Source organism: Variovorax sp. Varisp36 (genome assembly GCF_047304235.1).
Taxonomy (GTDB): Bacteria; Pseudomonadota; Gammaproteobacteria; order Burkholderiales; family Burkholderiaceae_C; genus Variovorax.
Map to the genome: position 1 here is coordinate 75,524 of NZ_JBGLYU010000024.1, position 14,042 is coordinate 89,565.

The following is a 14,042-nucleotide window of genomic DNA, read 5'->3' on the forward strand; positions in this document are numbered from 1 at the left end:
ACTCAAACGCCGAGGATCGAAACAGCCTTGGTATTCAGATAAGCCTCGAGCGCTTCCGGGCCGCCTTCCGAACCGTAGCCCGAATCCTTCACGCCGCCGAACGGCATTTCCGGCGAAGGCGTGGCGGGCTGGTTGATCCACAGCATGCCGAGCTCGAGCTTCTGGCTCAGCAGGTGCGCGCTCTTGATCGACTTGGTGAAGGCATAGCCGGCCAGGCCGAACGGCAGGCGGTTGGCTTCGGCGATGGCCTCCTCGAGCGTGTCGAAGCCGCGGATGGCGGCAATGGGGCCGAAGGGCTCGTTGTTGAACACGTCGGCGTCCAGCGGCACGTCGGTCAGCACGGTGGGGGCGAAGAAGTTGCCCGTGTCGCCCACGCGTTCGCCGCCGGCCGCCACGGTGGCGCCCTTCTTGCGCGCGTCTTCCAGCACATGGGCCATTGCGGTGAGGCGACGCGCGTTGGCAAGCGGGCCGATGGTCGTGCCTTCGGCGAGGCCGTCGCCGAGCTTCAGGCCTTCGGTGTACTTGACCAGCGTGCGGGCGAATTCTTCGCGCAGGCTGTTGTGCACCAGGAAGCGGGTCGGCGAGATGCAGACCTGGCCCGCATTGCGGAACTTGGCGGCGCCCGCGGCCTTGACGGCCAGCGCAACGTCGGCATCTTCGGCCACGATCACCGGGGCGTGGCCGCCCAGTTCCATCGTGACGCGCTTCATGTGCGAACCGGCCAACGCGGCCAGTTGCTTGCCGACCGGGGTGGAGCCGGTGAACGTGACCTTGCGGATGATCGGGTGCGAGATCAGGTAGTTCGAGATCTCGGCGGGGTTGCCGAACACGAGGCCGACGGTGCCGGGCGGGATGCCGGCGTCGACAAAAGCCTGCAGCAGCGCGGCGGGCGATGCGGGGGTTTCTTCAGGCGCCTTCACCAGGAACGAGCAGCCGGTGGCCAGCGCGGCGCCGAGCTTGCGCACGATCTGGTTGATCGGGAAGTTCCACGGCGTGAATGCTGCGACGGGGCCGAGCGGCTCCTTCAGCACGAGCTGCTGCGCGGCCAGGTTGCGCGAGGGAACGATGCGGCCGTACACGCGGCGGCCTTCGTCGGCGAACCACTCGATGATGTCGGCGGCGGCCAGCGTCTCGCCCTTGGCTTCGGCCAGCGGCTTGCCCTGCTCTTGCGTCAGCAGCTTGGCGATGTCGCCGGCGCGTTCGCGGATCAGGCCCGCGGCGCGGCGCATCACGGCGGCCCGCTCGTTGGCGGGGGTGTTGCGCCACTTGTCGAAGCCGCGCTGGGCGGCGGCCAGGGCGCGGTCGAGGTCGGCGATGCTGGCGTGCGCCACCTTGCCGATGGCCTTGCCGGTAGCCGGGTTCACGACGTCCAGCGTCTTGCCGCCGACGGCGTCGACCCATTCGTTGTCGATCAGCAGGCGGGTGTCGGTGTAGGTGGCGGTCATGGCGAACTTTTCCTTCGGGACTGGATGATGAAAGGAGGAATGGGGAATCTGGATGTGCGACGCGGCACCCGCAAGGGTGCGCCGGCGACAACGGCAGCCACAGGCCGCCGGGGGGCATAGATTAACCCGAGTTCGCAAACCCCGCCCACCACCGGTCACGGGCCGGGCATGGGGCAGTCATGCGCGCCGAACATAATCCCCGCCAAACCAACACACAGAGGACCGAGGGAAATCCATGCACGCAGCGCTCAGCAACAACCTGTTCTTCATCAAGGAACACGTCGGCATCTTCAAGGCCGCCAACAACTACGACATCTTCGATCCGCACTCGCAGCAGAAGATTCTGGAATGCCGCGAGCCGAACCTCGGCTTTTTCAGCAAGCTGCTGCGCTTCACCGACTACAAGCGCTTCACGCCCTTCGACGTGGTCGTGTCCACGCCCGAGGGGCAGAAGGTGCTGTCGGTCAAGCGCGGCGTGTCCATCTTCCTGTCGAAGGTGCAGGTGCTCGACGGCAACGACCGGGTCGTCGGCTCGTTCAAGCAGAAGCTCTTCTCCATCGGCGGCAAGTTCGATGTGCTCGACGCACAGGAGCGGATCGCCTGCACGCTCAGGGGCAAGTGGACCAGCTGGGATTTCCGCTTCGTGCAGGACAGCACCGAGTTCGCTGCCGTGTCCAAGAAGTGGGCCGGGCTGGGCAAGGAACTGTTCACCACCGCCGACAACTACATGCTGTCGATCGATCCGGGCGTGCCGGCCAACGACGCCCGCCGCCTGCTGATCGTGGCGGCGGTGATGTGCATCGACATGGTCCTCAAGGAGTGAGGCGCTTCCTGCCTACAGCACCAGCAGGGCGCGGAAGTCGTTGACGTTGGTGTGCGTCGGGCCCGTCACGAACAGGTCGCCGATGGCGTCGAAGTAGCCGTACGCGTCGTTGCGGTCGAGGTGGTCCGACAGCTTCTTGCCAGCGGCCGTGGCGCGCGCCAGCGTGTCGGGCGTTACGAAGGCGCCGGCGTTGTCTTCCACGCCGTCGATGCCGTCGGTATCGGCGGCCAGCGCCCACACCTGCGCTTGGCCCATGAGCGCGCCAGCCAGGCCCATGCAGAACTCGCCGGCCCGGCCGCCGCGGCCCTTGGCCTGGCCGGGCTGGCGCGGGCGGATCGTGACTGTCGTCTCGCCGCCGGAAAGGATGACGCAGGGCCGCGCGAACGGCTCGCCGCGGTGTGCGACGGCGCGGGCCAGCGCGGCATGCACCTTGCCGACTTCGCGCGACTCGCCTTCCATTTCGTCGCTGAGGATGTGCGCCGCGATACCGGCCTCGCGCGCCGCCCTGGCCGCCGCTTCGAGCGACTGCTGCGGCGTTGCGATCATGTGGGTTGCGTGGCCCCGGAACACGGCATCGTCAGGCTTGGGCGTTTCGAGTTCGCCGCTTTCGAGCCGGGCGCGCACCGGCGCAGGCACCTCGATGCCGTAGCGGTCGAGGATCGCGAGCGCGTCGGCGCAGGTGCTCGCATCGGGCACGGTTGGGCCGCTCGCGATGACGGCCGCGTCATCGCCGGGCACGTCGCTGATCGTCAGTGTCACCACGCGGGCCGGCGCGCATGCGGCCGCCAGCCGGCCGCCCTTGATGCGCGACAGGTGCTTGCGCACGCAGTTCATCTCGCCGATGCCCGCGCCGCTTTCGAGCAGTTGCTTGTTGATGCGCTGCTTGTCGGCCAGCGTCAGGCCCTCGGCCGGCAGCACCAGCAGTGACGAGCCGCCGCCCGAGATCAGGCACAGCACGAGGTCGTCGGCCGTCAGGCCCTGCGTCAGCGCGAGGATGCGTTCGGCGGCCTGCTGGCCGGCCGCGTCGGGCACGGGGTGCGCGGCCTCGACGATCTCGATGCGCTGCGGCACGCCTTCGGGCCGCGGCGGAATGTGGTCGTAGCGCGTGACGACGAGCCCCGACAGCGGCGCATCGGCCGGCCACAGGGCTTCGAGCGCCTGCACCATCGAGCCGCCGGCCTTGCCGGCGCCCAGCACCAGCGTGCGGCCCTTGGGCGGGGGCGGCAGGTGGGCCCCCAAGGTGGAAAGCGGCAGTGCACGGTCCACCGCCACGCGGTAGATGTGTTCGAGGAAGGCGCGCGGGGCCTCGCGCGGATCGGGGGCGGGGCCGAAGGATGGATTCGATGCGGTCATGGCTTTGCTTGTCTCCAACCGGCGATTGTGCGGGGCACGGCGCCCCGCACTCTTGATCCCGGTCTAGTTTGTCTTGGCGCCAGCCTGGAACCAGCGGCTGACGAGGGCCCGCTCTTCGTCGGTGATGCCCGTGGCGTTGTTCATAGGCATGATCTTCGTGACCACCACCTGCTGGTAGATCGCCTGCGCATTCGCGGCCACCTGTTCGGGCGAATCGACGCGCACGTTCTTCATCTGCGTGGCCGCGCCGTGGCACATGTAGCAGCGCTGCTCGAGCACCTTCTGCACGTCCTTGAACGGCACCGCGGGCGCGGCGGCAGCCACGGCGGGCGCGGCCGCGGGTTCGGGCTTCATCCAGACGATGGTCAGGCCCAGCACCACGATGCCGATCAGCGCGTAGGGCAGCGGGTTGCCCGCGTTGCCCAGCTTGAAGCGGTGGCGCACCACGAAGAACTGCCGGATCGCCGCGCCGCCGAGCATGATCAGCAGCAGCACGATCCAGTTGTACTTGTGCGTGTAGGTGAAGCTGTAGTGGTTGCTCAGCATCGCGAACAGCACCGGCAGCGTGAAGTAGGTGTTGTGCACGCTGCGCTGCTTGCCGCGCTGGCCGTGCACCGGGTCAACCGGGCGGCCTTCGCGCAGGGCCTGCACGTTCTTGCGCTGGCCGGGGATGATCCAGAAGAACACGTTGCCGCTCATGGTCGTGGCCATCATGGCGCCCACCAGCAGGAAGGCCGCGCGGCCCGCGAACCACTGGCAGGCCAGCCAGGTCGCGAAAACGATGAAGAGCGCGATCAGCACGCCGACAATGGTGTCGCCGTTCTTGCGCCGGCCAAAGACTTGGCAGATGCCGTCGTAGACCATCCAGAACACGACGAAGAAGGCCAGCGCCACGCCGATGGCGGCGCCGGGCTGCCAGTCCATCTTCGATTTGTCGATCAGGTAGGTGCTCGCATTCCACAGGTACGACATGGTGAAGAGCGAGAAACCCGTGATCCAGGTCGAATAGCTCTCCCAGTACGACCAGTGCAGGTGGTCCGGCAGCTTCTTCGGCGCCAGCGCGTACTTCTGCATGTTGTAGAAGCCGCCGCCGTGCACGGCCCATTGCTCGCCGCCCACGCCCTTGTCGAGCGATTCCTGGTCTTGCGGTTTCTCGAGGCTGTTGTCCAGCATCACGAAGTAGAAGGAGGCGCCGATCCAGGCGATGGCGGTGATGACGTGGACCCAGCGCAGCAGCAGGTTGGCCCAGTCGAGGTAGTAGCTTTCCATGTGCTCTCTCTCAGCCCTTTCGGCGCGTGGAGACGCCGCCAAAGGGTTTCAGCCTGCTCACCACCGCGGGCGCTGTAAGCAGAGAAAGTGCCGCGAACGCAGGCGCCATGAAATGGGCCTCGCTCCGCTGCGGCTTGTTGTGGACCGAAAGTGTATACAGTTTTGACACGAGGCGGGTTGGTTTTTTGAGCGTCGCCGCCGGGGAAAACCCTGTTCAGCCCAGCGATTGCAACAACTGTGCCGCCACCGCGACGGCAATCACCTCGGGCTCCTTGCCGGTGATGCCGGGCACGCCGATGGGGCAGGTGATGCGCGCCAGTTCGTCGGCCGTGAAGCCACGCGCCTCGAGCCGGTGGCTGAAGGTGGCCCACTTGGTCTTGCTGCCGATCAGGCCGATGTACGGCAGGTCGTTGCGCTCGCGCAGGCGCTTGAGGCAGGCGATGACGATGTCGAGGTCTTCGGCATGGCTGAAGCTCATGATCAGCACGCGGCTGCCCGGCGCGAGCGCGGCCACGGCGTCCTGCACGGGCTCGGAATGCTCGGTGTCGATCTGTGCCGGCAGCTCTTCGGGGAACACGCCGTCGCGGCTGTCGATCCAGCGCACCGCGAACGGCAGCGCGGCCAGCAGGCGCGCCAGCGCGGCGCCCACGTGGCCGCCGCCGAACAGCGCCACGGGCTTGAGTTGCGCGACCAGTTCGCGCTGCAGCCTCGGCGCATCGGCCGCCGTGATGCGCTGGTACGACAGGAACATCACGCCACCGCAGCACTGCCCCAGGCTGGGCCCGAGCGGATAGCGCTGGATGCCGTCGAAGGGGGCGCGCATGCCGGCCAGCAGTTCGCGCGCTTCCTTCGTGGCCTGGAATTCGAGTTGCCCGCCGCCGATGGTGGCCGTGAGCGCATCGGCCCACACCGCCATCCAGGTGCCGGCCTCGCGCGGCGCCGAGCCCTGCGTCGACTCGACGCGCACCAGCACCGCGTCTTCGCGGGCAAGACGGGCCAGCAGCTGATCGACCATGCCGTTCATTTCCGACACCTTCGGTTGCGGGGTTGCACGAGACTCACGGTATAAACCTGCGATGAACCGTCAGCTTACGCCGCGCCACCTTGCCCTGGTGGCATCCGTCATTTCCGCACTCTGGCTCGCCGGCTGCGCAGGCCCCGGGGCCGTGCCCGGCCAATTGAGCGAGGCCAAGACCGAACGGAGTGCGGCGGGCGCCGCGCCGCGCACCTCGAATGCGGCCACCGCGCGCGAGTACCGCCGCGATGCGGCACGCCACATCTACGACGCCAACAAGTCCCGCGTCTACAGCGGCCAGCTGCCGCCCATGCTCTACGCCATCGGCACACTGCAGGTCAACCTCGATGCCGGCGGCAAGGTGGTGTCGCTGCATTGGATGCGCGCGCCCAAGCATGCACCCGAGGTCATCGCCGAGATCGAGCGCATGGTGCTGAAGGCCGCGCCCTTCCCCGCCGCCCCCCGCCTCGGCGCGGTCACCTGGACCGACACCTGGCTGTGGGACAAGAGCGGGCGCTTCCAGCTCGACACCCTGACTGAAGGCCAACAGCAAGGGGACTGAAGACACACCCGGAGGCATTTGCGCGGGGGCCGCCGCGCACGGCCGCCCGAAGCGGCCGGCCCGCCCCCGGTAGGGGGTTGGCGAAGCGACACGAAGTGCGCGAAGCCTGGGGGCGAGCATCAAGACCCGCGGTAGGTCGAGTAGCTCCACGGGCTCACCAGCAGCGGCACGTGGTAGTGCTGGTCGGTGTGCGCCACGCCGAAGTCCAGCGACACCCTGTTCAGGAAATTCGGCTCGGGCAGCTTCACGCCGCGGGCCTTGAAGTAGCCCGCAACGTCGAACACCAGCCGGTAGGTGCCGGCCTTCAGCGAGTTGTTGTCGTAGAGCGGCCCGTCGCTGCGGCCGTCCGAATTCAGCGTGAAGCGCTTCACCAGCGTGGCGGCGTCGCCGTCGGTGGTGTACAGCGCCACCTCCATGCCGGCCGCCGGGCCGCCGTGCATCGTGTCCAGTACGTGAGTGCTCAGGCCCATGGGGCGCTCCTTCGAATGTCGAATCGGGTGCGGGAAATTCCGGTGGACAAAAGTGTATACAGTTACCGGCTTTGGGTCTATCATGAAAAACATGGAGTCCTCCACCACCCGTTCGATCGTCGATGCCCTCACGAAGGCCATCGTCGAGCACCGGCTTCAGCCCGGCACCAAGCTGGCTGAGCAGAAGCTGGCCGATCATTTCGGCGTGTCGCGCACGCTGGTGCGCCAGGCGCTGTTCCAGCTGTCTCAGAACAAGCTCATCCGCCTCGAACCCGCGCGCGGCGCCTTCGTGGCCGCGCCCGCGGTCGACGAGGCCAGGCAAGTGTTCGCTGTGCGCCGCATGCTCGAGGCCGAGATGACGCGCGAGTTCGTGCGCACCGTCACGCCGGCCAAGATCAAGGCGCTGAAGGAACACGTCGCGCTCGAAAAGTCCGCCGTGTCGGGCGAGGACATCTCGGGCCGCACCGAGCTGCTCGGCGACTTCCACGTGCGCATGGCCGAGCTCATGGGCAACCAGGTGCTGGCGCAGATCCTCGGCGAACTCATCTCTCGCTGTGCCCTCATCACGCTGATGTACCAGAGCGCCAGCGCTGCCGAGCACTCCAACGACGAGCACGCCGACATCGTGAAGGCGCTGGCCGCGCGCGACGAGGAACGCGCCGTGCGCCTCATGACCGAACACCTGGAGCACGTCGAGGCCAACCTCACGTTCGACCGCAAGGTCCCCACCAACGACATCTCGCTCGCCCTGGCCTGAACATCCATGACCGTCTACGACACCACCCTGCCCTACCCGCGCGACCTCGTCGGCTACGGCCGCAACCCGCCGCACGCCCAGTGGCCGGGCGGCGCGCGCATCGCGGTGCAGTTCGTCCTCAACTACGAAGAGGGCGGCGAGAACGCCACGCTGCACGGCGACGCGGGCTCCGAGCAGTTCCTCTCCGAGATGTTCAACCCGGCGAGCTTTCCCGACCGGCACATCAGCATGGAAGGCATCTACGAATACGGCTCGCGCGCCGGCGTGTGGCGCATCCTGCGCGAGTTCGAGAAGCGCGGCCTGCCGCTGACCGTGTTCGGCGTGGGCATGGCGCTGGAGCGCTACCCCGAGCTCACGGCTGCGTTCAAGGAACTCGGCCACGAGATCGCCTGCCACGGCTGGCGCTGGATTCATTACCAGAACCTCGACGAAGCCACCGAGCGCGAGCACATGCGCCTGGGCATGGAAGCCATCGAGAAGCTCACCGGCGAGCGGGCGCTTGGCTGGTACACCGGCCGCGACAGCCCGCGCACGCGCCGCCTCGTGGCCGACTACGGCGGCTTCGAATACGACAGCGACTACTACGGCGACGATCTGCCCTTCTGGATGAAGGTGCAGAAGACCGACGGCAGCGTGGTGCCCCAGCTCATCGTGCCCTACACGCTCGACTGCAACGACATGCGCTTCGCGCTGCCGCAGGGCTACTCGCACGCCGATCCGTTCTTCCAGTACATGAAAGACAGCTTCGATGCGCTCTATGCCGAGGGCGACCCGAATGGCGACAACAGCCCGAAGATGATGAGCATCGGCATGCACTGCCGGCTGCTCGGGCGGCCCGGCCGCATCACGGCACTGCAGCGCTTTCTCGATCACATCGCCAAGCACGACAAGGTGTGGGTCTGCCGCCGCGTCGACATCGCGCGCCACTGGAAGCAGGCGCATCCTTTCGAAGCCGGAGCCGCATCATGAGCCTCACCATCGCCCAACTCAACGCCGCGGCGCCGGCCGAAGCCGTCGCACTGCTCGACGGCATCTACGAGCACTCGCCCTGGATCGCGCAGCGCGCGCTCGCCGCGCGCCCCTTCCGCTCGCTCGCACACCTGAAGCATTCGATGGTGCAGGCGCTGGCCGCGTCGTCGGCCGACGAGCAGATCGGCCTCATCCGCGCCCACCCCGAGCTCGCTGGCAAGGCCATGGTCAGCAAGACGCTGACGGCCGAATCGACCAACGAGCAGAGCAAGGCCGGCCTGACCGGCTGCACGCCCGAGGAGTTCGCGAAGATCCAGCAGCTCAACGCCGACTACAACGCGAAGTTCGGCTTTCCGTTCATCCTCGCGGTGCGCGGCCCGCGCGGCACGGGGCTGGCCAAGCGCGAGATCATCGACACCTTCGAGCGCCGGCTGTACAACCACCCTGGGTTCGAACTCGGCGAGGCGCTGCGCAACATACACCGCATCGCCGAGATCCGCCTGGACGACAAGTTCGCCGCCGACGTCACGCTCGGCAACGACGTGTGGGACTGGCAGGAGCAGCTCTCGGTGCACACCGACCCGGGCTACGCCGAGAAGGGCCAGCTCACCGTCACCTACCTGACGGATGCGCACCGTGCCTGCGCCGCGCAGATCTCCACGTGGATGCGCGAGTGCGGCTTCGACTCGGTGGACATCGATGCGGTCGGCAACGTGGTGGGTCGCTATGAAGGCAGCACGCCCGACGCGAAGACGCTGCTCACCGGTTCGCACTACGACACCGTGCGCAACGGCGGCAAGTACGACGGCCGCCTCGGCATCTTCGTGCCCATGGCCTGCGTGCGCGAACTCAAGCGGCAAGGCAGGCGCCTGCCCTTCGCCTTCGAGGTGGTGGGCTTCGCGGAAGAAGAAGGCCAGCGCTACAAGGCGACCTTCCTGGGCTCGGGCGCGCTCATCGGCCATTTCGACCCGCGCTGGCTCGACCAGAAGGATGCCGACGGCATCACCATGCGCGAGGCCATGCAGCACGCGGGCCTGAAGCAGGAAGACATTCCGAAGATCCAGCGCGACCCGGCCCGCTACCTCGGCTTCGTCGAAGTGCACATCGAGCAGGGCCCGGTGCTGACCGAGCTCGACCTGCCGCTGGGCATCGTCACCTCCATCAACGGCAGCGTGCGCTACGTGGGCGAGGTCATCGGCATGGCCAGCCACGCCGGCACCACGCCGATGGACCGCCGCCGCGACGCGGCCGCCGCGGTAGCCGAACTGATCCTCTACACCGAGCAGCGCGCCGCGAAGGACGGGGACTCGGTCGGCACCGTTGGCATGCTCGAAGTGCCCAGCGGCTCGATCAACGTGGTGCCGGGGCGCTGCAAGTTCAGCCTCGACCTGCGCGCGCCCAACAATGCGCAGCGCGACGCGCTGGCCAACGACGTGGTCAACGCACTGAAGGACATCTGCGAGCGCCGCGGCGTTCGCTACGAGCTCGAGGAGACGATGCGCGCCGCTGCCGCGCCCAGCGCACCCGCCTGGCAGCAGCGCTGGGAGAAAGCCGTGGACGCCCTCGGCATTCCGCTCTTCCGCATGCCCAGCGGCGCCGGCCACGACGCGATGAAGTTGCACGAGGTGATGCCGCAGGCCATGCTCTTCGTGCGCGGCATCAACTCGGGCATCAGCCACAACCCGCTCGAATCGAGCACCAACGACGATATTCAATTGGCGGTGCAAGCATTCCAGCTCCTGCTGGACAACCTCGCCACCGAGCAAGCCCACTGACCGACCACAGAAGAACAACCATGACCGACTACGCCAAACTCGACGCCTGGATCGACGCCCATTTCGACGAGGAAGTGCAGTTCCTGCAGCAACTGGTGCGCGTGCCCACCGACACGCCGCCCGGCAACAACGCGCCGCACGCCGAACGCACCGCCGAACTGCTGAAGGACTTCGGCCTCGACGCCGAGAAGCACGCCGTGCCCGCGCAGGATGTGAAGGAGTACGGCCTCGAATCGATCACCAACCTGATCGTGCGCCGCAAGTACGGCAGCGAAGGCCGTACCGTCGCGCTGAATGCCCACGGCGACGTGGTGCCGCCCGGCGAAGGCTGGACGCACGACCCGTACGGCGGCGAGATCGCCGACGGCAGCCTCTACGGCCGCGCCGCCGCGGTCAGCAAGAGCGACTTCGCGAGCTTCACCTTCGCGCTGCGCGCGCTCGAAGCGGTAGCAAAACCGGCCAAGGGCAGCGTCGAGCTGCACTTCACCTACGACGAAGAATTCGGCGGCATCCTCGGCCCGGGCTGGCTGCTCAAGAACGGCCTGACCAAGCCCGACCTGATGATCGCGGCCGGCTTCAGCTACGAAGTGGTCACCGCGCACAACGGCTGCCTGCAGATGGAAGTGACGGTGCACGGCAAGATGGCCCATGCCGCCATTCCGACCACCGGCGTCGATGCGCTGCAGGGCGCCACGAAGATCCTCAACGCGCTCTATGCGCAGAACATGCTCTACCAGCAGGTGACGTCGAAGGTCGAGGGCATCACGCACCCGTACCTCAACGTCGGCCGCATCGAGGGCGGCACCAACACCAACGTGGTTCCGGGCAAGGTGGTGTTCAAGCTCGACCGCCGCATGATCCCCGAGGAGAACCCGGTCGAGGTCGAAGCCACGATCCGCAAGGTGATCGCCGATGCCGCCGCCGAAAGCGCGGGCATCACGGTCGAGATCAAGCGCCTGCTGCTCGCCAACTCGATGCAGCCGCTGGCCGGCAACAAGCCGCTGGTCGATGCCATCCAGAAGCACGGCGGCGAGCTGTTCGGCGAGCCGATCAAGGCCATGGGCACGCCGCTGTACACCGACGTGCGCCTGTACGTCGAAGCCGGCATTCCTGGCGTGATCTACGGCGCCGGCCCGCGCACCGTGCTCGAGTCGCATGCCAAGCGCAGCGACGAGCGCGTGGTGCTCGAAGACCTGCGCCGCGCCACCAAGGTGATCGCGCGCACGCTCTGCGACCTGCTGGCCTGATCCGGCTCAGGCGCCCTTGGCGTGCGCCGGCAGCGCCCGCGAAGCCGCCCACGCCATCAGTTCGGACAGCGGCGCGGGCCGCGCCAGGTGGTAGCCCTGCACCAGCTTGCAGCCCAGCGCGCGCAGTGCCTCGAGCTCGTCCTGCGTTTCGACGCCTTCGGCCACGACCTGGATGTTCAGCGAACGGCCGAGCTGGACGATGGCATCCACCAGCACCACGTTGCCCGGTGAGGACGACAGGCCGAGCGTGAAGCTGCGGTCGATCTTCACCTGCCGCACGTGCTCGCTGCGCAGCGACGCCAGCGACGAATAGCCCACGCCGAAGTCGTCGACCACGATCGCCACGCCCGCGGCCGACAGCGTGCTCAACCGGCCGCGCGTGGCATGGGTGTCGAGCGCCACCTCTTCCGTGATCTCGATCTGCAGCCGGCGCGGCGCGATGCCGCGCTCCTTCAGCATGCCCAGCACGATGTCGTCGACCGCGAGCTGCGCCATCTCGCGTGGCGAGACGTTGATGGCGACCGGCGCTGCGGCCAGGCTGGAGCCCGCGGCCTCGAGCTGGCGCATGGCCAGGCAGGCCTCGTCGACCAGGTGCCGCAGCAGCGGCTCCGCCACGCCGGTGCTCGCGGCCGCGTAGATCACTTCCTCGGGAGCGATCTGGCCGTGGCGCGGGTGGTTCCAGCGCATCAGCGCCTCGAGGCTGTGGACCTCGCAGCCGTCGCTGTTCATGATCGGCTGGAACCACACGCCGATATCGCGCGCCTCGATAGCGCGCAGCAGGTCGCGCTCCACGTCCCGCCGCGTGGCCAGCCGCTGGTTGAGCGCCTTGTCGAAGAGCTGGCAGCGGTTGCGCCCGAGGCGCTTGGCCTCGTTGAGCGCCTCGTCGGCAAAACTGATCATGTCGGCGATCTCGGCCTCGCCCGACACCGAGATGCCGATGCTCACGCCCAGGTGACCGCCGTAGTGCGCCGTGGCGAAGGAAACCGAACGGATCAGCCCCTGCGCGATGGCCGTGGGCGCCTGCCGCTCGCCCCACAGGCTGTAGAGCAGCGCGAATTCGTCGCCGCCCCAGCGCCCGAGGACCGCCTGCATGTCTGCGGTTTCCCGCTGCAGCCAGCGGGCCACGTCCTGCAGCACGCGGTCGCCGGCCTTGTGGCCGAAGGCGTCGTTCACCGCCTTGAAGCCGTCGAGGTCGAGCAGCAGCAGGCCGTGCTGGCGGCCATCGGTCGTGGCGATGCGCAGCGTCGCGGCCTCGGTGAAGCCCTCACGGTTGAACAGGCCGGTAAGCGAATCGTGCGAGGCCCGGAAGGCCAGTTGCTGCGTTGCATCCAGCGAGAGCGCGTGCGCCAGCCGCAGCTGGGCGGCCATGGCGGTGGCTTCGTTGCGGATGCGGCTGCCTTCGCGGAAGGCCTTGTCGCTGTGCAGCGCGCCGCGCCCCAGCGCCCCGAGGTACAGCAGCACGAGCGCCGCCAGGCACAGGTTGTCGAAGCCGCCCGCATACGCCAGGCAGCCCGCCACCGACAGCAGCGCCGGCGTGATGAAGCCGATGGGCACGAGCGCATAGGCGATGCCATAGGTGACCGCCCCGGCGCAGATGCCGCACACCACCGTCAGGTAGAACACCGCCTGCGGCGAGGAGTAGCCGTCGCACAGCAGCGGAATAAGCGCCCACACACAGCCCGACACCGCGGCCAGGCCGGCTGTCAACCGCAGGTGCCATTCGACCGGGCGGGCGATCGGCGATGTGGCGACGCTGCTGTCGGGCGTGGTGCCCGGCGACGGTGCGAACGGCCAGCGGCAGATGTAGCGGCGCAGTCCGTTCACCATGAGGGACAGCAGCAGCCAGCACAGCCCTTCGAACGCCCGGCCGGCGTTGACGGCGATCAGCGCCGCCGCGCAGCTCAGCACCACGTTGATCGGAATGGCCCGCAGCACGCTGCGGCGTATCGCCACGAGCTGGTCGGTGCGCACCGTGCGGGACAGCACCAGGTCGTCGACGGAAGCAGTGAGCTCGGGAGAAGGCGCGCGGGGAATCATGAAAGGAGCACAGTTTAGGGCGCGGGCCACGCCGGCGCGCCGACTGGTGCGCGGTAACAACGAACTTTCGTTCGACTTTCACCCGGATGTCATGGCCCCATCCCAGACTCGCGGCTTTCGCAGAGACGCGCACTCCAGGTGCGCGTCGCTTTTTTCAAGCCCGCCATGTCCACCTTCCCGACTGCTCTCCCAACCACCCTGCCCTTCCGCCGCAGCCTGTTCTCCACGCTCGCCATCGGCACGCTCGCGCTTGCCGGTTGCGGCGGCGGAGGCGGCTCCAGCGCCCGGGCGGCACGGACGGGCGCTGGACCGTCGGCGAC

12 protein-coding genes are annotated in these 14,042 nt (G+C 68.0%); 6 read left to right on the forward strand and 6 right to left on the reverse strand.

The window, feature by feature from the left end; translation table 11 throughout:
- Positions 1 to 2 precede the first annotated feature (2 nt).
- Positions 3 to 1,445 carry an NAD-dependent succinate-semialdehyde dehydrogenase gene (locus ACCD11_RS16030; RefSeq protein WP_413314628.1) on the reverse strand — a complete coding sequence of 481 codons (1,443 nt, stop codon included), beginning with the start codon at positions 1,443 to 1,445 and terminating at the stop codon, positions 3 to 5.
- 235 nt (positions 1,446 to 1,680) lie between these two features.
- Between ACCD11_RS16030 and ACCD11_RS16035 the strand changes: the two genes are divergently transcribed.
- Positions 1,681 to 2,268 (forward strand): phospholipid scramblase-related protein, encoded by a 588-nt coding sequence (locus ACCD11_RS16035; RefSeq protein ID WP_007830600.1) that lies wholly within the window; start codon positions 1,681 to 1,683, stop codon positions 2,266 to 2,268.
- 12 nt (positions 2,269 to 2,280) lie between these two features.
- On the opposite strand, the gene ACCD11_RS16040 is transcribed toward ACCD11_RS16035, so the two are convergent.
- The 3 genes from ACCD11_RS16040 to xdhC form a co-directional block, all read right to left on the reverse strand.
- A complete protein-coding gene (locus ACCD11_RS16040) occupies positions 2,281 to 3,621 on the reverse strand; it encodes a glycerate kinase (RefSeq protein ID WP_413314629.1) in 1,341 nt (446 codons plus the stop codon).
- 63 nt (positions 3,622 to 3,684) lie between these two features.
- A complete protein-coding gene (locus ACCD11_RS16045; RefSeq protein ID WP_007830605.1) occupies positions 3,685 to 4,890 on the reverse strand; it encodes a urate hydroxylase PuuD in 1,206 nt (401 codons plus the stop codon).
- Between the two features lie 214 nt (positions 4,891 to 5,104).
- Entirely contained in the window at positions 5,105 to 5,914 is an 810-nt protein-coding gene (xdhC, locus tag ACCD11_RS16050; RefSeq protein WP_007830607.1) for a xanthine dehydrogenase accessory protein XdhC, read from the reverse strand.
- A gap of 52 nt (positions 5,915 to 5,966) precedes the next feature.
- On the opposite strand from xdhC, the gene ACCD11_RS16055 reads away from it, so the two are divergent.
- Positions 5,967 to 6,467: a hypothetical protein gene (locus tag ACCD11_RS16055; protein ID WP_413314631.1), complete on the forward strand. Its 501-nt coding sequence runs from the start codon at positions 5,967 to 5,969 to the stop codon at positions 6,465 to 6,467.
- A 119-nt stretch (positions 6,468 to 6,586) separates the two neighbouring features.
- Here ACCD11_RS16055 and uraH read toward each other — a convergent pair whose 3' ends face one another.
- A complete protein-coding gene (gene uraH, locus ACCD11_RS16060; RefSeq protein WP_413314632.1) occupies positions 6,587 to 6,937 on the reverse strand; it encodes a hydroxyisourate hydrolase in 351 nt (116 codons plus the stop codon).
- Positions 6,938 to 7,019: 82 nt separating this feature from the next.
- On the opposite strand from uraH, the gene ACCD11_RS16065 reads away from it, so the two are divergent.
- Genes ACCD11_RS16065 through ACCD11_RS16080 form a run of 4 tightly spaced genes read left to right on the forward strand, consistent with a single transcriptional unit; the run spans position 7,020 to position 11,685 of the window.
- Complete coding sequence (locus ACCD11_RS16065; RefSeq protein ID WP_007838350.1) at positions 7,020 to 7,694, forward strand: GntR family transcriptional regulator; 675 nt, start codon at positions 7,020 to 7,022, stop codon at positions 7,692 to 7,694.
- A gap of 6 nt (positions 7,695 to 7,700) precedes the next feature.
- Positions 7,701 to 8,663 carry an allantoinase PuuE gene (gene puuE, locus ACCD11_RS16070; protein ID WP_413314634.1) on the forward strand — a complete coding sequence of 321 codons (963 nt, stop codon included), beginning with the start codon at positions 7,701 to 7,703 and terminating at the stop codon, positions 8,661 to 8,663.
- Positions 8,660 to 10,438: a 2-oxo-4-hydroxy-4-carboxy-5-ureidoimidazoline decarboxylase gene (gene uraD / locus ACCD11_RS16075; protein WP_413314635.1), complete on the forward strand. Its 1,779-nt coding sequence runs from the start codon at positions 8,660 to 8,662 to the stop codon at positions 10,436 to 10,438. Before puuE ends, uraD begins: the two co-directional genes overlap by 4 nt.
- Positions 10,439 to 10,458: 20 nt before the next feature.
- The gene (locus tag ACCD11_RS16080; protein WP_413314636.1) at positions 10,459 to 11,685 is read left to right on the forward strand and encodes a M20 family metallopeptidase; all 1,227 of its coding nucleotides are present in this window, start codon (positions 10,459 to 10,461) and stop codon (positions 11,683 to 11,685) included.
- Positions 11,686 to 11,691: 6 nt separating this feature from the next.
- On the opposite strand, the gene ACCD11_RS16085 is transcribed toward ACCD11_RS16080, so the two are convergent.
- The gene (locus tag ACCD11_RS16085) at positions 11,692 to 13,722 is read right to left on the reverse strand and encodes a putative bifunctional diguanylate cyclase/phosphodiesterase (protein ID WP_413314637.1); all 2,031 of its coding nucleotides are present in this window, start codon (positions 13,720 to 13,722) and stop codon (positions 11,692 to 11,694) included.
- Between the last annotated feature and the right edge of the window lie 320 nt (positions 13,723 to 14,042).